Genomic DNA, 21,646 nt, shown 5'->3' on the forward strand with positions numbered 1-21,646 from the left:
TGCGTACAAACGCCCCTAATCCATTAAATCACGAATTTCCTCTGTACGCAATTTTTTTAACGTCCGCCCGAGAACTGTGCCTACCGTGCTTTCGTTCATGCCAAGCCGTTTTGCGATCTCTCTATTTTTATATCCTTCAAAGTAACGATAGTATAGGATCATGCGCTCCTTTTCTTTCAGGCCCATAAGTTCCCGCAGCAACGCCCGCCGCTTAGGCAAAGCGATCCTGTCAAACTGAACGTCGAAATCCACGGCAATTTCCACCCGTGCGTTTTCGTCGTCCAACGAGGCCTCTTTTTTCTGTTTCCGGTAAAAATCGGTCAGGGTATTTTTTGCGATATGGAATATCCAGGTTTTAAACGAAGCCTTCTTTTCATCAAACCGGTGCATATTTTTTGCAGCCTTCATGAAAGTTTCGCTTACCAGGTCTTCCGTATCCTCCCTGCGAAGGATGCGGTAAAAAATATAATTGTATATTTTGGGAAAATATTCTTCATACAGCTCTTCAAAAGCTTTGACGTGCGTCATTCCGAACTCCATTCATTCCTGCGTTTTATGCATTCGTATCCTTTGTTCGCGGCAGACCGCCCTGCCAAAAAAATTTTTGGCAGGAAAAACCATTTCCGCAGCTTTTTCAGGTCATATTGAGCTATCTTTTTTCTCCAGACGTATATCCTTTATGGAGGCGCAGAACCAAAGGGGTCTCCGTGGAAAAAGGAACCTCTGCGCGGCACAGGCGCGAAGCTTCAAAAAACCGCGGCTATACTCCGGCGGAGGGCCGCAACGGTGTGAAATTTCCGCATCCGCGGGCGGTTTTGCTATGCCGGAAAAATAAAATCCGGCCTTCCGGGGGCGGATGTTTTCCGTTCTGTGCAGCCGCTCCGTGGCTTTTGCACTCTTCAGCGCACGGTATCGTCCTTGTTCCTGTCCATATCTTCCATTGGGCAGGGCACACCCGCCGCATGGATCTCTTCCAGTTCGCTGTCCGCCAATTGACGGAAGCACTTTTTTTGAATCATCTGAAGCAGGTCTTTCTTCAGCCCGCTGTCCAGCGAAAAATCCGCAAAATCCGGAACCCCGTTCCTGCTTCTTTCACCGTCTGGAAAGGAAAACAGTTTTTCTCTCTTGTTCATCTGCTCAATCTCCCCCATTGCTATTTATATCCTATACGCGCGATGCAATGAAGCGGCTCATTTTCACAGGAAAATCCGGTTTTACCCGTGGGGATTCGTCCGGCCCGGTTTGCCTTTCCGGGTGCCGTTGCGGGCCTTGGCCCCGGCTTCTTCGCACGTTTGGCTGCGGCAGGGAAATAAAACGCGCATTTTAACATCGTTTATTATATGCCGGCCCGCCCCCTATTGTCCTTTTCCCGGATATCCGGTATTCGGAAAAGGGGCCTTTTTACCATCCCTCTTACAGCCAAACCGGCCACAGCCGCGCACAGGCCTTTTGCCCGCCGTCCGCTTTTTCCCGATGCGGGGAAGGCCGTCAGCCCATAACCACTCCCGAAGTTTCCATACACGCAATCACCGTGAACAGCACAATACTGATTACCGTGTAAAGCGCAAGGCTCGTCGCCACATAGGCGTTGTCTTTTTCCCCGCTGATAAAAAGCGGCAGGATATAGGGCGCGGGCAGGGAAAACACAAGCACCAGGCCCCAGAACAAATATTCGTTGAACGGAAGAAACAGGAAGATGACGTTTACCGCAAGGAAGCAAAGCAGCGCCATCACGCAAAAGCGCAGCCCGGCCGCGACCAGCGCATCCTTCATGTACTCCTTCGTCCACTCGAGTTCATAGCCCACTACAAACAGCATCAGGATGCCTGTCGGCGCGCTGATATACGCAAGCACCTCCGAAATGGCCGGCCCTATGGGCGACGCGTCGAGCATCCGCCCAATCCCGGTCGCCCCGAGGGCGATCCCTGCCACAACCGCCCAGATCATCGGCGTTTTCACCATAGACCGGAGGGAACTTTTAGCGTCTACTCCTTTGCGCGCATTCAGCAGCCCGATGTAAATCGTGAACGCAAATGCCGCCTCTCCAAGGTCAATCATGGCGAAATTTGAGACCTGCGCCTGGGAAAACAGCATGATGTAGAGCCCGTAGCCAAGCATTCCCGTTTCATATGAAGTGACAAGGAAGGGCAGCAAATCCTGCTTCTGGCGCAGCAGCCACCGCAGGAGTTTTCCCAACAGCAGCCCGGTGAGCCCACAGCAGAACATCGTAATCACGACGACGGCCATATCCGTATCTACCGTGACCGTATAAAACGCGCCGATAATAACGGCAGGCAGCGCAAAATTCATCACCAGGGCTTTCATGCCCTCTATCCCGCCGGGCGTGACGAGCCTTTTGCGTTTGGAAAAATAACCAATCAGAAGCGCGATAAATACGGGCGCAACAATAGGTAGCACTGAAAAAAATTGTTCCATTGCGGTTGTCCTCTCTTTTTACCTCTCCAGGATGGGACATGCATTTTATTTATCATATCATATTTCATTTTTGCTGAAAAGCTTTGCCCGGGCAGTCTTATTTGCGGGCTGCGCCGCCGTCAGGGCACGGCCAGGTATGCGATTACCGAGAATAACACAATACTGAACACTGTATAAAGCGCGAGGCTCGTCGCCACGTAGGCTTTGTCGTCCCCGCTGCGCGTAAATAACGGAAGCAGGTAGGTGGACGGGAGGGAATACATCAGGATAAAGGACCAGAATAAATATTCATTGAACGGGATGAACAGGAAGATAAGGTTTACCACCGCAAAGCAGAGCAGCGCCATCACACACGCGCGCAGTCCGAGGGCGGCAAGGCCGCTTTTGATATACCGCCTGTTGAGCTGCATTTCGTACCCCACGACAAACAACATCAAAATTCCGGTGGGCGCCCCGACATAGGAAAGCACTTCGCCCACGGTGGGTCCGGCAGGCGACGCGTCGAGCAGGCGCCCGAGGCCTGTCGCCCCGAGGATCAGCCCCGCGGCGGTCGCCCAAATCATCGGGGTTTTGAGCATGGCACGAAGCGAACTCTTCACATCCGTCCCCACGCGCATATTCAGCAGGATACTGTATACAGTAAAGACAAAAACCGCTTCCCCGATATCCGCCATTGCAAACCAGGAAAATTTTTCCTGTGAAAACAGCAAAATATAGAGCCCATACCCAATCATCCCCGTTTCAAAGGTCGTCATCAGGAAGGGCATTGCCTCGTGCCGGATGCGCAGGAGCTTTTTCAGCAGCTTCCCGGCCAGAAGGCCTGCAATTCCACTGGAAAAGATGATTGCCGCAATCACCAGAATATCTGTTGAAATATCGATATTGTAAAACGCCCCGATGATCACTGCCGGAAGCGCGAAATTCATGACCAGCGCTTTCATTCCCCCCACTCCTTCGGGGGAGACCAGCCCTTTTCTTTTAGAAAAATAGCCGATCAGAAGCGTAACGAAAACAGGGGCAATAATCGGTAAGATGGAAAGAAAACGATCCATACGCCACTCCTCACACGAAAAAAAACGATGTTGTACAGTAAATCATTTCCCGGCTGGAACCAAATCGGATATTGGTATTATAGCACGGTCAGCGCCTCTTTTCCCCCCAATGGCAACATCGGGCAATAATACGCCAAAAATTCGAAATTATACTGACTGTTTGTTCCTGTTTTTTGGAATTTGCGCAGTATTCTGCCGTATTGGCTCCCTGCAGTCCGGCAGCAAGAATCAGATATAAAATCCAAAACATGCCGCGGCCTGCATAGACCGTGAGCGCCAGCCGATCCGGCATCTGAGCAAAGTCCCGCCCGTTTGCCTTTTAGGTTCATCACGGTTCCGGCATCCGGCGCCAGGGCGCCTTGGATTTCCCATGCTGAAAAGCATCAAAAATGCCGCATCGTTTCCGATGCGGCATTTGAGAAGAACTTCATTGCAAAGCAAGCTTTTTCCGGCGGCAAACTCGCCGCAGCAGGTTACTTTTTGGCCGAGGCCACAATTCCCCATTCGATGATGCTGAAAATACCATAGATCGTCAAGCAGGTGCCGAGCAGCACGCCAAGCGCGTTCCCGCCCGCGATAATTCCTACGATGATTATAATACCGAGCACCAACTCCGCAAGGCCGCTGATGAGCGCCACCTTCCATGCGCCCGTGCTGTAGTCCTTCACCTGCGACGCTTCCATCAGGCTCATGACGCCCGTAATAACCGCCCATACGCCGATGATAAACGGCAGGATGATATTGGCTACACCTCCGCGGAAGATGATCAGCAGAACACCGATGATGATGGCGATAATCGGGACGGCAAGCCCCGCATTCGCGTCACCCCTGTTTCGTTTTGACAGGTTGATTAATAACTGGATTACGCCGTAGGCAAGCACCACGATGCCGATGATTACAACAATCACTTCCATTGCAAACTGCGGTGCGCCGAGCAGGATAAGTCCAATAATCAAAAGAACAATGCTCAGGATCAGCCGTATCATTTCCCTGGATTTCCAAGACTCAGAATTCATAACTTCCCCCTCCTGTTTTCATATGGATTATGTTTTAATAATACCCTGCAAACGCCTCTTCAAACCACTTTCATTAATCACATCTTATCATATTCTTTCGGGATAAGCAAAAGGCTCAGAACTGCGGCGACGGAAGTCAGTGCAAAGATTACCCAGAAGGCCATATCCATGGACGCCGCCTCGATCACGTTGCCCACGATGACCGGCCCGAGGAAGATCCCGATGGCAAAAATGGACTGCAGGATACCCGTTGCCGTAGACCGGTAACGCGGTTCCACCGCCTTAATGACAAAGCCCGCAAGCGCGCCGCACGTAATTCCGTAGCAAACGCCGGACAATGCCTGCATCACATAGATTACCCCAAGGTTCATGTGGTAGAACATGGGAATACACGAAACTGCGCCCAGCACAAATGAAATGGTAATGCACTTAATCCCGCCGATTTTTTTATATAGTTTGGTGCCGACAAACATGGACGAAAGGCTTGTTACCAGAAAATAAACAACCATCAAAAGACCCAGCTGCGAGGAGTCCGCGCCGAGATCCTGCGCCGCAACCGACGTGAAATAACTCGGCAGCGCAAAGCACAGCAGCTGGGAAAAAACAGCAAGGATAGAAAAAACGATCAGATGCTTGTTTTTCATCAGGGCCGCAAGCTCCCTGCCGCTCGGCGGAACGATCTTCTGTTCTTCCTTCGGCGTTTTAAACATCATAATACAGCCGATGCCCACGAGCGCGACCAGGAAGGCAAAGTAAAAGGGCGCGTGGAGGCCGAACGCCTGCGCAAGGAACCCGCCCACGAGCGCGGCGACCACCTTGCCCATATTGGACGACGCATTGAGGATGCCCTGCGCTTTCACTTGCTTGTCTTCATCGTTGTACTTGGAATAGGAGGCGCAAATCACGACCCACCACGCCGCAGCGGCTCCGCCCACACCGCGGGCCATCATCACCCAGAAGGTGTCTTTGGCCACAATGAACATCAATCCTGAGACTGCAAGAATCACAAAGCCAACCAGCAGCAACAATTTATCCTTGCCGATCTTATCTGAAATGATCCCAAGGGGCACACGCAGCGCAATCTGCATTACGCCATAGGCCCCGCCGATCGCCCCTACCACAGCGGCCGTCGCCCCTAGGGACGTCGCATATGCGGGCAGCGTCGGCACATAGGAATACATGGACATCCACAAAAATGCCGCTACAAGGTTGATGATGACGATATTTCTTTTCATAGCTGCGTTTCCACCTCGAAACTGCCCCACGGAATATTCACGTCTTTTCCGTTGTTGATGATATCGTCCACATGCAGCATCAAGGGAAAATCCGCGGCCGTTGCCTTTCCCCCGGCAATCAGCTTTCTCACCGCGCGTGCCGTGCGCGTCGCTATCACGATCGATTCAAGCGTGATTCCTTCGAGCTCCGCCATTGCGTCTTCAAAACGCATGCCCCGTCCGAGCAGTACGCCGATCTTGCGGGTACGTCCGCCGAATACCGTCACGTACAGGTCGCCCGCGCCAAGTACGATGTTGTCGTCGCCGCCGCCCACGAGCTTAAGCAGTTTGCGCATTTCGCGGACACTCTGCCCAAACAGCGCCGCCTGCGAATTATAATGTTCTTTCCCGGGCACCCCTTCCCGGCGCTCGGCAAGCCCCACCGCGAGAGACACCGCAAGCGCATAAGCGTTTTTCATGGCAACCGCGCATTCCACGCCCACAACATCCGTGGAAAGGCTGATGTGGTAATACGGCGCTTCAAACAGTGCCTTAATTTTTCGCAGGGTTTCCATATCCTCCCCGCAAAAACACACTTCCGTAGGATCGTGATCGGCAAGCTCATAGCTTGTGCACGGGCCGCCGACCGCATTCAGCGAAAGCTTCCTGTTCAATTTTTGCGCATAAAGATGCGGATAGGGAATCAGTTTCCCTTCCTCTGTATCCTGCATTCCCTTCGTTACCGCGAGGACGGGCAGCGTTTCCGGGATTACCGGCAGGATTTCGGCAAGGAACCAGTCTACGCCGAAGCTTGACACCCCGCTTACCAATAAATCCGCGCCCAAAAGCGCCTCTTCGAGTTCTTCTATCTGGTAATACCGGTAGCTGCCGGGAAGACGGCGTTTTAAGGTCAGGTGTTCCCCTGTTTTGCGCGCGTGTTCAATGATTTCCCTGTCAAGCGGCGTACCCACCAGCCGTATTTCATGCCCATTGCCGCTTGCCGGGAAACCGATGGCCGAACCCATCATTCCCGCCCCTACGATTGTAATAATGCTCATCGATTGCTCTCCCTTGATATTGTATTCCCTGTTTCAAAAGGCTGTGGAGGGGAACCGTCCCGCTCCCTGTGCCCCAATGGCAAAAAGCAGATTTGCCCTATTTATTTTACTCCCATTCTCCCGCAATGGAAAGCCCTTCACGAAAAAAGGCCGCTCGCCGCGGCCCCTTTCCACCGTTATAAATTCTAATAAATGTTTAGAATGCCTGTACGGGCATATGCCCTGTTTCCGTTTTGTCTTCGAGGTATAACAGTACGTCTTCTACCGTATCGAGCAGCCGCAGGTCCCTGTCTGGGATTTCAATCCCAAATTCATCCTCAAATGCCATGACCACCTCCATCAGCCCGAATGAATCCATTTCCAAATCGCTGATCAGGTGCTTATCCGGAGTAATCTCCTCAATTTCCTTCGGACAGGCCATTGCCAGAAGCTGCTGTACCTTTTCCAGCTCCACCATCGCGGTTTCCTCCTTTCGTCAAACTGATTTATTTTCGCCTGGTTTCGGAAGGGTTCCCTTCCGCAAAACTTCCGCCCATACCGGGGTCTCGCCCGCTTTACATTGCAAAGCGTTTAATTGATTTTTTCGTTGTTTTTTCAAACTCCTTGTCACGCACATGGAAATGCCCGACGTGTTTAAAAATGGGCAATGTTTTATTGACCGCGGAAATATCCTTTTCGAGGGATTCCCCGATCTCTTGCGCGCTATGGGCCGCCGTATACTCTTCCGTCACAAAAATCTCCGCGCAGAGCTCCGTTTCGCTAAGTCCGTCCGAAGACGGCGCATACACGACCACTTCTTTAATATACGGGATGCGCATCAAATATTCCTCTATTTCCTCGGGATAAATATTTTTTCCGCTCGGAAGCACGATCAGGTTCTTTTTGCGGCCCGTAATATGCAGGAAGCCCCCGCCGTCTATGTGACCGATATCGCCGGTGTTGAACCAGCCGTCTTTCATTACTTCCCGCGTGCCTTCCTCGTTTTTATAATACCCGAGCATCACGTTGGGACCCTTAACCCAGATTTCACCGTCTCCGTCCTCGTCCGCATTTTCCACCTTCACATTGCAGCACGCAATCGGGATTCCTACGGCCCCATCGCAATAATAGCGGTTTTTATTGACCGAAACGAGGGGTGCGCATTCCGTAATCCCGTAACCGTTCAAAAGCAGGATGCCAAACTCCCGGAATTCGCGCATCAGCCGCGCGGACAGCGGCGCGCCGCCGCAGATGATAAGCTTCAGGTTCCCGCCAAACGCGTCGTGGATATTTTTAAAATATCGATCGCGGTTGTCTTCGCCCGCGCGAAGCTCCGCATTGCTTTTTTCGACCAGTGCGCGCAGCGCGTCTGCCTGGCCGTTTGCTTCCGCGTTCTGCCAGATTTTGCGGTGCATCATCTCTACGAACAGCGGCACAAGGAAAATCATATCCGGCCTGAAAAGCTGCAAATTCTCCATGAAATGCCGCAGGCTGTCGTTTATGCAGATCGTTGTGCCGTTCTGGATCATCATGGTGATGCCGTGCGTACTTTCAAAGGAATGGTGTACGGGCAGCACAGACATACATACCTGCCCGAGATCCAGCAGGGAAAGCCCTCCCTCCGATGCGGAGAGGATATTCTTCTGCGTCAGCATCACGCCCTTGCTCTTTCCCGTCGTGCCCGACGTATACAGCAGGGCGGACAGGGCGTTTTCGTCGATTTCCCGCCGCTCATACCCGCACTCTTCCGCTTCGCGGATCAACCCGCGGAAACCGAGCGTTTTTTTACCGTCTTGCTCCGCGTGCATATTAATATAAAATCTCACAGCCGCAAGGCTATCGCGGATATTTTCCACCGTATCCGCATATTCACCCGAAAAGACCAGCGCCTGCGCGCCGCTGTCTTCGAGGATATTCGCAATCTCGTCGTCCGGCAGTTCTTTGTCGATGGGAACGATGACGCCCACGCCGCACTGTACGCCATAGTAAGTAAGCAGCCATTCGTAGCTCGTCGGCCCGATGACCGCAATGTGCGCGTCCGCAAGGCCAAGCCCTAAAAGCGCGTTCCCGAGCGCGTTCATATCACGCAGGAATTCGCCTGCGCCGATCCCGCGCACCGTTTTTTCCTTTGTGCGCACACGCAGCATATCCCGTCCGCCGTACGCCTCTTTTGCAGCGGCAAGCATCGTCCGCATATTCTTTTCATTTTTTAAGGGATAATTGGGGTAATTTTCCATATCACAACTCATTCCATTCGTTCATCTGGAAGCCATTATAGCACACTGGCGGGATTTTTTCCATACGTGTCGTGCCGCCCCGGTTTGCTTTTTCGCGCAAGCGCCGGCGGACGCACACCATTTATAGGCGCAGTCCGCCGGCGCAAAGCCTGCCGTTTTCGCATAAAAAAACAGGAGGTTCCCATCCTGTGATGTTCCCATCCTGTTTTTCTTTGCAAACTCTTATGAATTCGCCGCTTTTTTGACTGAGGCCGTGCTCTTCTTAGCTGCCGTCTTGGTGGCGGAAGCGGTCTTTTTTGCCGCTGTTTTGGTCGCCTCGCCCGTCTTTTTGGCGGCTGTCTTCGCAGCTAAGCCTGTTTTCTTAGCCGCTGTTTTTGTTTCTGCTCCCGTTTTCTTGGCAGCCGTTTTCGCGGAGGAGGCCGTTTTTTTGGCTGCTGTTTTGGCGCTGCCGCCGGCTTTTTTGGCCGCCGTTCCCGTTTCCGACGCCTTCTCCTTCGCTTGATCCATCTTTCCTGCCGCTTCGCCGTCCGCCTCAGATTTCACCCTGTCGATCTCTGCTTCGATCTTTTTCAACTCTGCCTCGTTGTTTTTGATGCGGTCCCCATGCTCCGCGAGGTCTTTTTTCAACCGCCCCGCATCATAGGTCGCCTTGCCGATTGCGCGGTAGCTCTCGTTGATCTCGTCGGTCAGCTTCGCCTTTTGCGCATTCAGCTTTGCAACGTCCATCATTTCCTTCGACCGCGCCGCAACCGTTCCTCCCAGTGCTACAATGCTGTCCTTTGCTTTGCTCAAAACATCGCCGATCTTTTCACCGGCGCTTTGCAGCGTCGATTTTGTGCCGCTCTTTTCCTGTGCCATTTTTGTTACCTCCTAACCGTCTTTGCGGTATCCTATGAATTTTCTCAGAATGTCCCGGAATTGTTTTGTCCCGAAACCAAGTTACATTAACATACACAGCCCGCTTTTTCATAAAACGCCTTTTTTATATTTTAATCTTTTTCCAGTCCCGCAGATTTTGGAGGGCAGGCAACATCCGGGCACAAAAAAACGGCCCTCTCCTGCAGGCCGTTTTTTCCATAAACCCCTGGATTATCTGGTTTCCAAATATTCTTTCACCGCAAGCAGATTTTCCGGCGGTGTAAATTTCGGGACTTCGCAGCCCGCGGAGCTGATATAATGGGATCCCCCCTTTTGGGTGCACTCTTCCGCCGCCTGCTTTACCGACTCGGGCGTCCCCTGCAGCAGCACCGCAACAGGATCGTAATTTCCGGATAATACGGATGTGCCGCTGTACTTTCTCACTTCTTCAAGCGGCACCATCCAGTCCACATCAAAAATATCCACTACATCAAAGGGAATCCATTCGAGCAGCGGCCTCGTATTCCCGCAAATATGCAGCTTTGTTTTTGCGCCCATTCCACGAATTGCGGTAAGCAGCCTGCGTTCATATTCCCCTGCCAAATCCTGATAGGCGTTTGGCCCGGCGACGGAGGCGATCGCGTCGCCCACGCCTATGATATCTGCGCCAGCCTCGACCTGTGCCCGCGCGTACAGGATCGCCTGCTCGAGGCAAAACTCCAGCAGCGCGTGTATGAACTCCGGATCGTCGTATAAATCGATCAGAAACTCATTGACCCCGCGCAGGTCGGCAGCCTCTGCAAAGCAGCCTTCCACCCAACCGACAACCGGGTAATCGTTCCCCACTTCCCTTTTGTAAAACTCAATCGCCCGGACAGTTTCCGTCATCCGCCGGCCGTTTGACGGTTCTACCAGCCTTAGTTTTTCCAGCCGGGATTTATCCGCCAGCAGAGATACCTTTGCATACGGCACATCATCCTCAGGAAATTCCACTTCCGTTCCGAGATCGTGCGCTTCCCGCATCGGGTCCGACATTGTCGTCACTACGTCAATCCCATAGCGCTGCGCGCACAGTATATTTCCCCGGGCAAGCGCCTCATGGTTCCTGCAATATTCACGAAAGGAAACGCCGGCTTCCCGGGCCGCAAACAGCATGACAATATTCAAGTTGGGAATGCGGTCCGTTTCTTTTCCCATCAGTTTTTGAAAAACTCGTTCTTTTGCGTTGCACATCACTCTCTCCTCTTTCCCCTTGTATCCGTTTTTCCGCCGTATTTACCGTGTATACGCGCTCTGCGCCATTTCCCCACGCGCCTTTGCAGACGCGGTGCGCCGGAAACCGGATTTTTATTATTCTCAGGATTTATTATAGCATTACCGCTGCCCGAGTTCACTAAATTTTTTCAATCTCTTCCCGCATGATTTGTACCCACCGCGCAGCGTTTTGAGGATTGCCCCCAAGGGTGTTGTTGTCCTTCATAATAAACTCACAGATTCCGCCTTTTGTTTTTTGCACCGCCTCCCTGCAATCCCGTCTCACCGTCTCCTCATCTATACTGTGAAAGGCAAGCGGCGCAGGATTTGGTTTCACGGATGCAATATAGTTTTTTCCGAGGTATTCCGGGACGGTACTCAAATCCGCCCAAGGCGAAACCGACACCCGCCGCAGGTGCGGGAGCGTTTTCACATAGTTCCATCTTCCGTGGTATCCTTCGCAGCAGCCGTAACAGGAAAGGCCAAACCGTTCCAGGATTTTTTTGTGATAAGGCAATACAAATTCCGCATATAGCTCGGGCGCCATTTGGGCCGTCTCCTGCGCATCGCAAAAGCCCCACATGTCCTGTGTCCGCACGGGGTCCGTTCCTGCCCGCGGCAGTTCATCCGTAAATCCAAATCCACCCGATCCTACGTAGGTTCCGCCGTTATTGCTTGCAAGCAATCCATTTTCTTCAAGAAAATCCAGCATAGCGAGCTTGCCGTCGCAAATAAGCTTGAACATCCTGTGGACCCATTCCGGCTCCAAGAGGCAGTCGCACATGAAATCTTCCATGCCGCGCAGGTATACATAGTCAAAGCACAGCCCCAGCGTCCACCACCATACGTTCTTCCTGCGCACTGTAAGGATCCCGTCAAACAGGCCGGTGGCAAGATCCATAAGCCGCCCGGACTCCTCTTCATCTAAAATAATTTGCGGGGCGTGAAGCTTTTCAAAATCTGTTTCATACTGCTCAATCGCTTTTTTGATGTGGTAAGCGCCGCCGTTTTCCCCGCCCTCAAGCACAGGATCAATGCCCCAGCCGGTGTCCGTATAACTATAAGGGACATCGAAAAAGGGCTCGATCACCTTATCGTCGCGCAGGACTGTGGCCCAGTAAACCTGTTTTCTCAAATGCATTTCCCATACCCGTGCGAGCGGATCGCTGCAAACGAGGCCCGACGGTGGGATGATCTCGTTCCAGCCGTTTTCAGGATCGATAAACACAAGCGGCTCATCTGATTTCAGATCGTTATGCACCGTCCATTTTTCAGCTTTTTTCTTCATTTCCGGCTGCGCCGCAAGCCCGGCAACCTCTTTTGCGAGCCCACGCAGTGTCGTTTTTTCCTTCGCAGAAAAAAGGAACGCCGTTTCCATTTCTTTTACCTGCGGGTATCCCGCCGCGGTTTGCATCGCGGCGGGATCTTTCCTGATATCGATCTTTGCCATAGCTTCCTCCGCCTCAGAAATAGAGCTTTCGTTTTTCCTCAATTACACTGCACACAAATTTGGCGAGGTCTTCCTTATTCCTCTCCCGCGCTTCATATTTTCCCCGAACCAGTTCGATCGCCGGTGCGATATATGAAACCACGATCATTCCCTTCTGCTCGATGCTGCCATAAACGGTATCGTAATACGCTTCGATGTTTTCTGTTCTCGGCGTAAAATCGCACAGGCAGTATACCTTTCCGTTTTCAAGGCAGGCCCTGCGCACCTCCTTTGCATGCTCAAAATCATCCAGATGGAAATTATGCAGGCAGTTGAGTCCCTTGGTGTTCATATAATTTTGGGTGTTCTGGTTCGAACAGCCGCAATAATGAATCCCGCCCCCGCCGAACTCCAGCAAAACGCGCTCATTATACGGTTTTACAAATTCCGCAAACAGGTCCCCCGGCATAATCACGGAATCATCGTCTGCAATCCACACGCCGCCTTTCCCCTGCGGCATCCGTGCTCCGATAATAAACGAAGCTTCATCCGGTTTTACACCCATATGCTTTTTTTGTATTTTGATCCAGTCAATAAGGGCGGTTGTACACATATCCATCAATTGATGGATTTTTTCAGGATAGTCGTACATCCAATACATGTAATTTTCATATCCGATGACGCTGAGCGCCGTAGTAAGCGGCCCCTGGCAGTCCGTTACGCCAATAGGAAGATCGCAGTTTTCACGAAAATAATCAATCTGCCTGAGAACCCGCGGCATTAGTCCGCTCCGATACGGATCGGGCATAGCAAGCGCATCGATCTCTTCCGGGTTGCGGATTTCGCTCATGTTGACGGCGGGATCCATCTTATACAACATTTCCACCGCAGTCCCGAAGCCGGATGCAAGCACGCCCGTTCCAAACCATGGCATGAGAAACCCATAATAAATGTCTTCATCAAATTCCCGCGTATTGTAGTGTTGGTTAATCTGTTTGAGCTGGTACTGCATCATTACATCCGGGTCATCCCCGCAATAGTCCTCCGGGATTGAGTTTTGCTGTTCTCCGAAGAGCCAATAGTTGGTATCATAGATCATATAGGGGGCCTGCCTGTTTTCAAACCGGTAGGCTTCTTCTATTTTTTCCAGCTTGCGCCGATTCAAAGCTTCATACTTTTTTTTCAGTTCAATCATCTTTTTTCCTCCCTTCAATGTACGACCGTTGCGGCGGCCATAATCTTCTCCTGCGATACTTCGCTCTTTGTAAATTCTGCCCGGATTTTGCCTTCGCTCAGCACGAGGAAACGGTCGCACATGGCAATCAATTCCGGCATTTCCGAAGACGCCATAAGAATGCCGATCCCCTTTTGCGCCATGTTGTTAATGAGTTTGTAGATTTCCGCCTTTGCACCCACGTCGATTCCGCGTGTCGGTTCGTCCAGGAGCAGTACGCGCAGGTTTGTCATCATCCACTTGGCAAGGATTACCTTTTGCTGGTTTCCGCCCGATAGGTTGACGACATGCGTATCAATTCCGGGCGCTTTGATGGCCAGTAAGTCGGAATATTGCTGTGCAAGCAAGCGTTCTTTCCTTGCATTCAAAACCTTTCCGTTCGATATTTGGTCAAGGCTTGCCAGCGTCGTATTCTCCATAATGCTTGCGCTGCCGATATATCCGTTCTTTTTGCGGTCTTCCGTAATATAGCCCATCCCCGCGGCCTTCATCTGTTTGGGGGTTTCGGCTGTTACCGGCTTTCCGGCAAGAAATACTTTTCCGGTCACGCCTTCTGCCGTTACCTTAAAAAGCGCGTCCATCAGCTCGCTCCGGCCCGCCCCGACAAGCCCGGCAAGCCCAAGCACCTCTCCTTTGTGCAGAGTAAAAGATACGTGATCGACAATATTTTTATCTTTCATATACGGATGGGGAACGCACAAATCTTCCACACGAAGCAGTTCTTCCTCCGTCGCGCAGCACACCTTGGGGTACATTACGTTGATTTTCCTGCCCACCATGTCTTCGATCAGTTTTTCGCTGGTCGCTTCCCGCGTATCATAGGTCGAAATATATTTTCCATCGCGCAGCACAGTAATCCGGTCTGCAATTTCAAACACTTCTTTCAGCTTATGGGATATATACAGGCAGGATACTCCTTTTTCCCGCAGTCCTTTGAGGAGCCCCAGCAGCTTTTCTGTTTCCGACTGCGTGAGGGCGGAGGTGGGTTCGTCCAGTACGAGGACACGCGGATTTTTTAAAATTGCCCTCGCAATAGACAAAAGCTGTTGCTGCGACGTACTCAAAGTCTTGACTTTTTGCGTGGGTTCAATTTGTTCAAGCCCTACCAGCGCCAGCGCTTCTTTCGCATCCGCATTCATCTTTTTCCAGTTGATCGTGCCGAAGCGTCCCCGTAGGAGCTTTCCCATGAAAAGATTCTCCGCCACGGAAAGGTCCAGATGGAGGCTGATTTCCTGATAGATCATTTCGATGCCGCTTTTCTCCGCATCCCTGGTGCTGTGGAACCGCTTTTCTTCGCCGTCCATCAGGATTTGTCCTTCATAGCCGCCAAAGGGATCGCTGCCCGATATGATTTTCATCAGCGTCGACTTTCCTGCGCCGTTCTCTCCGCATACCGCGACAATTTCACCTTTTTTCAGGTTCAGTTTCACCCTGTCGAGCGCTTTTACACTGATGAACTTTTTGGTTATATGATTCAGTTCAAGAATATACATAGTACCACCTGCCTAACTGGAGAGTCCGAGCCGCTTCCTTCTGTATTGGTCCAGCCCCACTGCAAATACCATAATCACACCCACAATCAGGCTTTGCCAATAGGCCGAGAGCTTCATCAGCAGCATTCCGTTTTCAATTACCGTCATCAGCAGTGCGCCGATCAGCGTGCCGAGAATGTTACCCGAACCGCCGAACATGCTCGTGCCCCCGATCACCGCCGCGGCAATTACCTTCAGTTCATAATTGTTTCCCGCGCTTGGCTGCGCCGAATTGAGCCGGCCGGCCATCAGAATACCCGTAAGCGCTGCGGCAATGCCGGACAGGACATAAACCGAAATCTGCACTTTATTGGTGTCGATTCCGGAAAGGCGCGCCGTCTCGCGGTTTCCGCCCACCGCATATACGCTTCTGCCATATTGCGTTTTTTTAAGCACAAACGCTCCAATCACCGCGAGCACCGCCGCAACGACGACAACGTTCGGAATGATCCCCACGCTGCCCTGTCCCATCTGCTTGAAATCGTCGGGCAGCGGGTAAACCGGCGTGCCCTGCGTGATAATCAGCGAAAGTCCGTCGCACACATACATCATTCCCAAGGTGACGATGAGCGAAGGAATATTCAACTTCACAACCAAAAGCCCGTTTACAATGCCCACTGCCGCGCCAAATGCAAAGCCTATCAGCATGCTGGGAATCAGCGGTATACCGTTTGTGGCAGCCAGTGCGGCGAGAATACCGCCGACCGCCATGACGGAACCGACCGAAAGATCCAGCCCGCCCGTAATCAGCACAAAGGTCATTGCGATACCGATGATAAAAATATATGAGGTAGAGCGCAAAACATTAATAATATTTTCCTGGGAAAAGAAATTACTGTTGCTGATTCCAATAACCACGACCAGCGCAACCAGTACGATCACAATTCCCAGTTGGTCGAATTTTGTTATATTCCTGAATGGTTTCCCTTTTTTAATTTCTTCCATATCTTCTCCCCCTTGGCTGAAAAACACCCGGGCAGAGGCCCGGGTGTTTTTGCATCCTTAGAACCTGTTTTTGTATTCTTCCAGATTTTCTTTTGTTACAAGTGTGGTACCCGAATCCTGCACAGAAGGCACGCTTTCCCCGTTGTGTGCCGCGGCAATCATTTTAACCGCTTCATAGCCCATCTTATAAAAGTCCTGTGTCATCGTTCCCCAAATTGCCCCCTGGTCGATCAGGTCAAGGACGTCCGTCGTATCGTCGATCCCCAAGATAACAATCTCGTCCGTAAGCCCACGCTCCGCAACTGCCTGTGAACTGCCGAGCGGCGACGCGGCTTCGAGGCACCAGATCGCGTCAAGGTCGGGATAAGTGTCAATGATTGCACTGGTTTTATCCGCTGCCTGCGCCGTATCGGAGTTCGTAACTTCTGTCACCACAATTTTTACGTCCGGTGCGTTTTGCTCCAGCCATGCCTGCCCTGCCTTCATTTCAGACATTTGGTTTTCGGAATCAAGACTTGTCACCAGTACCGCTACATTTCCCTTCCCGCCGAGTTTTTCAGAAAGGTTTTTCGCCGCCTGTTCACCAAAGTTCGTATAGTCCGTCCCGATATAGGCCGTCCTCGTATCTTCGGCGGAATCCACTGCCGTATTGACGATCTTGATGTTTTTGTCGAGCGCCCTCTTGTACACATCCTCAAAAATGACCGGGCTTAAAGGGCAGGAAATAATCCCGTCTACATTTTCTGCAATCGCCAGTTCTATCTGGCGTACCTGTTCGTCCATATCAATGCTCGACGGGCCGACCCATGTTACTTGCGCGCCGATTTCTTCGGCGGCAGCTTCCGCGCCATATTTGGCGTTGAGCCATACTTCCATCCCCAACAGCGGTGAAACAAACGTAATGACAAGACCGTCTTCCCCATCTGCCGCGGCTGTTGTTCCTGCCGATCCTTCCGCAGGACTTTCCTGCGCCTGCGCAGTCTCTGCCGTCGTGGTTTCGCCGGAAACAGGGCTTCCGCATGCCGCGAGAACCATGGACAGCAACATTACGGCTGTCAAAATCAGCGCAATTTTCTTTTTCATAATTTCTTCCTCCTTATGATTTGCCATCTTTTGTGGCTATATCCGTATCCTATCCGTGAAACGACTTCTTTAAAAGAGACAATTTTGCGTTTTGCTGAATACATTTGCCATCGGCGGTATGGGCAAAAATAGTATCGCAAAATTGTCTTTTTGGCCGCAAAATTGTACTGTCACTTTTAATCATGGATTTTGGTATAATATGATATAATTAAGAAGAATAATCCCAGGAGACTAAAGTTGAAAAAATTTTTTGCATTGTTTTTTGTATTGTTATGTTTTCTATTATCCCTTTCCGCCTGTTCTTCTATCCAGTCCGTCCAGAACTACAATAAGGAAATGAAGCGGATTGCGTTCATTTCGCCCCAAACAGATTATCCGGTATGGCTGCAGGCAAAGGTTGGTTTTCTTTCCGCCGCGGAAGATTTCGGTTTTTACGGGATGTGGCTCGGGGGAGGCAACTGCAATATTGAAGATATGCTTCGGGAAATCGATATCGCCATCTCCGAAAATGTAGACGCGGTTATTACATGCCCGCTCACCCCCGGTAAATTCACAAAAATATTTGAAAAACTCAAAGAGCATGAAATTCCCCTCGTCACCATTGCGGTAGACGCCGCGTCAGAGGATCTGCGCACAGCCTATGTGGGCTCGAATTACGAAGATATCGGCCGCAGGCAGGCCGAAGCACTGCATGCACAGGTGGGGGACGATATGACCATCGGGGTGATTATGAGCGGCCTTACCACGCAAAACCAGGTCATCCAGACCGCACAACTCCAGGAACTCGTTGAAACACTGCCCCATGCGGATATCGTCAGCTATGAAGAAGACTGGGCCGATCCCGTCGTTGGGATGCACGTATTTTCAAAAATGTTGAATTCGCATCCCGATATCAACGCCGTCTTTGTCACTTCCGGCGGAGCGATTGGCAACTACGGAAAAATCCTCCAGCAAAAGGGCCTCACCGACGAGGTGACGCTGATCGGTATGGATATCAGCCAGGAAAACCTCGACGCAGTTGCGGCGGGAACGATTTATGGAGTGATGAGCCAGGATTATTATTCGATGGGCTATCTCGGTGGCCGGTATGCGTTTGATGCCTCGCTGGGAAAAACTGTGCCCAACGTTACCTATACGGAATCAGAACTCATTACAATGGATAATCTGGATTCCGTCACCGTGGTCGATGTTGCGGAGGCGTCATGAAAAAAATACCTTCCCTGAAAAACCGCTTGTATTCATTCATTTTGCTAATCATTGTGCTTTTCAGCGCCATCAGCCTCATCCTGTTCGCTACCATGCTGAATACCAATTCAAACTATAATTATATCTTGAACGGCCTGTTTGAATACACCGATCTTTCCCACCAGATCAACCAGGCATACCTCGAGTTTGATAATTACGTGCAAAGCGGCTCCAGCGAAAATTACACGAAATATCTTGCGCATATGGATTCCGTTCGCGCATCTGCCGCCTCTATCCGGCAGAACGCTTCCAATGAGGATATGTATTACAGTGCGGTGGGCCTTAGCGAACTGATTGACTCCTATGCGGCGCAGAATACCGAAATACACAGCCGGCTCAATACCGTTTCCTTCAATCAGATTTACCCGCTTTTTACGGAATCCCGGACAATTTACAGCTATATCACCACGCGTCTTACGGCATCGATGCGCGACCAAAGCCTGCTTTCAAACGCCGCGTTTTTAGAATTGGCACAGAATACGGGAACCACGATCCTCCTGGTTGTTATTTGCCTGATTGCCCTTTTCCTCTTTATCCTGCTGTTTAGCCTTCATATTACCAGAGATATCTCTTCCCCGGTTGAACGCATCGTCGATTATGCGCGCGGGATTTCCCGCGGGAATTTTGAAACCGAGGATGTGACGATCACCAACTTGCTGGAAATGCAGGTCTTGGGGGATACGCTGAATCATCTGAAGCACAAGGTAAATGGGATGATCGTCGATCTCAAAGACCAATCCGAGCTTGAACTCAAGCTTCAGGAGAGCGAGATGCACAACCTTAAAATGGCCAATGATCTCAAAAATACGGAGATTCAGATCCTGCAGGCACAGATCAATCCCCATTTCCTTTTCAACACGCTGAACAGTATTAGCCGCCTTGCCCTTGGCAGCGGCAACAGCGATATCGTAGACCTGATTGAGGCGCTCTCCCGTATGCTGCGCTACAATCTCAATAAAATCGACAGGCCGATCACTTTGCGGGAAGAACTGGATAATCTCAAGAATTATATCTATATCCAGCAAGTTCGTTTTAAAGGCAAGCTGCAGGTTGACTATCACATTTCTTCCGCTCATTTGGATCTTTCCGTTCCTTGCCTTATCTTGCAGCCCTTGGTGGAAAATTCTATTCTCCATGGGCTGGAACCTTACAATTACGAAGGAGAAATTATCATCGATATACGCGACCAGGATAACGCGACATTCGTGTCTATCCGGGACAGCGGCGTCGGAATCCCGGAAGAAAAACTGCAAAGTCTCCTCACCCCAGGTGCCGCAGGTAATACGCCTGCCTCTCCGCATCATTCCATTGGCTACCATAATGTGGCCGGCAGGCTGGAAGCGTTTTTTGGGACGGATCACTGTATCAGTATTTCAAGCGCGGAAGGCGCGGGTACAACGGTTGTTATCCGCCTGGAACACAGAAAGGAAGACAGGTGAACATACGATGTATCAAATGTTGATTGTAGAAGACGAAGAGCTTGAGCTCGCATCCCTGGAAAAAATTGTGCGCGGAAACTGCAGCGCGATTTCCGCTGTGATGACTGCTGGCAGCGGCGATGCCGCGCTTTCCGTCCTCGAGTCCTTTACCCCTGATCTCGTTTTGATGGATATCCATTTGGGCAATTTCAGCGGCCTTGATCTTTCTTCCCTGATTCTCGAAGAAAATCCTGATGCAAAGATCATTATCATCACCGCATACGACCAGTTTTCCTATGCCCAGCAAGGGGTCAAAATCGGGATTGCCGACTATCTTTTGAAACCGATCGGCACACCCGACCTTCTCGCCGCCATCGAAAAACAAATTGCGGGGATTGAAGAACAGAAAACTTCCGTGCTTAAGAACACCCGGCTCCAGGCGAATTTTTCCAATATGAAGGATGTGGTCTCCTGCTGCCTTACGGGAAGTATTATAAACGGCCTCGTAACACCCGGGCTTTCCGAGATCCTCGTATCCCTTCACATCCCATACAAAACGATGTGCGTATTTACGCTTTCCTTTTCTTTAAAAGATATCGATCTGACGCGCTCCGAAGAAATTGTTTTGAAAAAAATGATTGTGGATGCGGTCCTCGAGGATGCGCACGATTTTCATTTGTTTTACGACGTCATGAATTCCAGCCATATCACACTGTGCTGTTTTTATCCGGCGGGGCACGGGCAAAATAATATTGCAACGGCCCGGGATATTCGGCACCAGATCATCACCAAGCTGCACCTGCCTGTGAAAATCGGTCTTTCCGAAACGGTTTTTGCCCTTTCCGACCTCAGTGCCGCCTACCGTCATGCGGCGCTCGCTTTGCGCATCGGAAACGACTCCATCAACCAATATTCCGACTATCTGGCGACGGGGCAATCTCCCGGCGAAACGGAATTTGAATCCGGAAGCCTCGTATCCTATATTGTCCGCAATGATATTCCGGCCTTGGCCACATATATTCACGATGCTTTTTCCAGCAGGTCCATGGCCGGCGCCGCGTTCGCCGCAATCAAAACAGATTGCATCCGTCTATGGCTTTCCCTCGCCGCCGAACTCAGCCATCAGGTTCCCCTGAAAAATTTCGATTATGACAGGGAAATTATGCAGCCTGTTCTTAATATGCTTGGCGCAGGCTGCACGACCGACCTCGCGGAGCTTTTTGTCGCTGCGGCGCAAAAAATCGCCGAAATTATTTCCGTTGCAATCCGCAATCAAACGAATTATACGACCCTGCGGGCACGCGAGTATATCGACGCGCACTATAAAGAGCCGCTTACCCTGACCGTCGTTTCAGATAAGCTGAACATTAGCCCTTACTACCTGAGCCATATTTTCAAGGACGAATTCGGTGTGAACGTCATCGAATACCTCAACCATACCCGCATCAGAAATGCAAAACATCTGCTGTCAAAAAGCGGGCTCGCCGTGAAAGATATTGCGCTTAAAACAGGTTTTTCCGATCCTAACTATTTTTGCCGTATTTTCAAAAAACTTACGGGTCTTACTCCCTCGGCATACCGGTCGTTGAATCAATAAAAAAACAGGACCATCCGCCCGGCGCGCTGCGCTTTTATGCTATAATAACGGCGGATATT

Annotated in this window: 19 protein-coding genes; 3 read left to right on the forward strand and 16 right to left on the reverse strand. The window is 51.0% G+C overall.

The genetic code is table 11. The features are described from left to right. Positions 1-15 precede the first annotated feature (15 nt). From H8S18_RS12125 to H8S18_RS12200, 16 genes are all read right to left on the reverse strand, one after another. Complete coding sequence (locus H8S18_RS12125) at positions 16-528, reverse strand: RNA polymerase sigma factor (RefSeq protein WP_186858527.1); 513 nt, start codon at positions 526-528, stop codon at positions 16-18. 371 nt (positions 529-899) lie between these two features. Further along, positions 900-1,133 (reverse strand): hypothetical protein, encoded by a 234-nt coding sequence (locus H8S18_RS12130; protein WP_186858528.1) that lies wholly within the window; start codon positions 1,131-1,133, stop codon positions 900-902. A 355-nt stretch (positions 1,134-1,488) separates the two neighbouring features. Then, positions 1,489-2,436, reverse strand: coding sequence for an AEC family transporter (locus H8S18_RS12135; protein ID WP_186858529.1), 948 nt, complete (start codon positions 2,434-2,436; stop codon positions 1,489-1,491). 119 nt (positions 2,437-2,555) lie between these two features. Then, entirely contained in the window at positions 2,556-3,488 is a 933-nt protein-coding gene (locus H8S18_RS12140; RefSeq protein WP_186858530.1) for an AEC family transporter, read from the reverse strand. A 473-nt stretch (positions 3,489-3,961) separates the two neighbouring features. Next, the gene (locus H8S18_RS12145) at positions 3,962-4,504 is read right to left on the reverse strand and encodes a DUF308 domain-containing protein (RefSeq protein ID WP_186858531.1); all 543 of its coding nucleotides are present in this window, start codon (positions 4,502-4,504) and stop codon (positions 3,962-3,964) included. Between the two features lie 77 nt (positions 4,505-4,581). Next, complete coding sequence (locus H8S18_RS12150) at positions 4,582-5,739, reverse strand: MFS transporter (protein WP_186858532.1); 1,158 nt, start codon at positions 5,737-5,739, stop codon at positions 4,582-4,584. Beyond that, positions 5,736-6,776 carry a glycerol-3-phosphate dehydrogenase gene (locus H8S18_RS12155; RefSeq protein WP_186858533.1) on the reverse strand — a complete coding sequence of 347 codons (1,041 nt, stop codon included), beginning with the start codon at positions 6,774-6,776 and terminating at the stop codon, positions 5,736-5,738. The genes H8S18_RS12150 and H8S18_RS12155 overlap by 4 nt, the downstream gene beginning before the upstream one ends. 196 nt (positions 6,777-6,972) lie before the next feature. Next, positions 6,973-7,233, reverse strand: coding sequence for an acyl carrier protein (locus tag H8S18_RS12160; protein WP_186858534.1), 261 nt, complete (start codon positions 7,231-7,233; stop codon positions 6,973-6,975). A 97-nt stretch (positions 7,234-7,330) separates the two neighbouring features. Then, positions 7,331-8,992 (reverse strand): AMP-binding protein, encoded by a 1,662-nt coding sequence (locus tag H8S18_RS12165; protein WP_186858535.1) that lies wholly within the window; start codon positions 8,990-8,992, stop codon positions 7,331-7,333. Between the two features lie 222 nt (positions 8,993-9,214). Continuing rightward, positions 9,215-9,850, reverse strand: coding sequence for a hypothetical protein (locus tag H8S18_RS12170; RefSeq protein WP_186858536.1), 636 nt, complete (start codon positions 9,848-9,850; stop codon positions 9,215-9,217). Positions 9,851-10,081: 231 nt separating this feature from the next. Further along, complete coding sequence (locus tag H8S18_RS12175) at positions 10,082-11,083, reverse strand: uroporphyrinogen decarboxylase family protein (RefSeq protein WP_186858537.1); 1,002 nt, start codon at positions 11,081-11,083, stop codon at positions 10,082-10,084. A 160-nt stretch (positions 11,084-11,243) separates the two neighbouring features. After that, on the reverse strand, positions 11,244-12,554 hold the full coding sequence (locus H8S18_RS12180) for a uroporphyrinogen decarboxylase/cobalamine-independent methonine synthase family protein (protein ID WP_186858538.1): 1,311 nt from the start codon (positions 12,552-12,554) through the stop codon (positions 11,244-11,246). A 13-nt stretch (positions 12,555-12,567) separates the two neighbouring features. Then, positions 12,568-13,728 carry a uroporphyrinogen decarboxylase family protein gene (locus H8S18_RS12185; RefSeq protein ID WP_186858539.1) on the reverse strand — a complete coding sequence of 387 codons (1,161 nt, stop codon included), beginning with the start codon at positions 13,726-13,728 and terminating at the stop codon, positions 12,568-12,570. A 14-nt stretch (positions 13,729-13,742) separates the two neighbouring features. Further along, positions 13,743-15,260: a sugar ABC transporter ATP-binding protein gene (locus H8S18_RS12190; RefSeq protein WP_186858540.1), complete on the reverse strand. Its 1,518-nt coding sequence runs from the start codon at positions 15,258-15,260 to the stop codon at positions 13,743-13,745. A gap of 12 nt (positions 15,261-15,272) precedes the next feature. Continuing rightward, the gene (locus H8S18_RS12195) at positions 15,273-16,244 is read right to left on the reverse strand and encodes an ABC transporter permease (protein ID WP_186858541.1); all 972 of its coding nucleotides are present in this window, start codon (positions 16,242-16,244) and stop codon (positions 15,273-15,275) included. Positions 16,245-16,301: 57 nt separating this feature from the next. After that, positions 16,302-17,327, reverse strand: coding sequence for a sugar ABC transporter substrate-binding protein (locus H8S18_RS12200; protein WP_186858542.1), 1,026 nt, complete (start codon positions 17,325-17,327; stop codon positions 16,302-16,304). 237 nt (positions 17,328-17,564) lie between these two features. Here H8S18_RS12200 and H8S18_RS12205 point away from each other — a divergent pair, with 237 nt between their 5' ends. From H8S18_RS12205 to H8S18_RS12215, 3 genes are read left to right on the forward strand one after another with little or no spacing between them, the layout of a single operon-like run. After that, entirely contained in the window at positions 17,565-18,533 is a 969-nt protein-coding gene (locus H8S18_RS12205; protein WP_186858543.1) for a sugar ABC transporter substrate-binding protein, read from the forward strand. Next, positions 18,530-20,011 (forward strand): sensor histidine kinase, encoded by a 1,482-nt coding sequence (locus H8S18_RS12210; RefSeq protein WP_186858544.1) that lies wholly within the window; start codon positions 18,530-18,532, stop codon positions 20,009-20,011. Before H8S18_RS12205 ends, H8S18_RS12210 begins: the two co-directional genes overlap by 4 nt. A gap of 7 nt (positions 20,012-20,018) precedes the next feature. Next, the gene (locus tag H8S18_RS12215; protein ID WP_186858545.1) at positions 20,019-21,587 is read left to right on the forward strand and encodes a helix-turn-helix domain-containing protein; all 1,569 of its coding nucleotides are present in this window, start codon (positions 20,019-20,021) and stop codon (positions 21,585-21,587) included. The last annotated feature ends 59 nt before the right edge of the window (positions 21,588-21,646 follow it).

It is taken from the genome of Christensenella tenuis (assembly GCF_014287795.1).
GTDB classification, from domain to species: Bacteria; Bacillota; Clostridia; order Christensenellales; family Christensenellaceae; genus Christensenella; species Christensenella tenuis.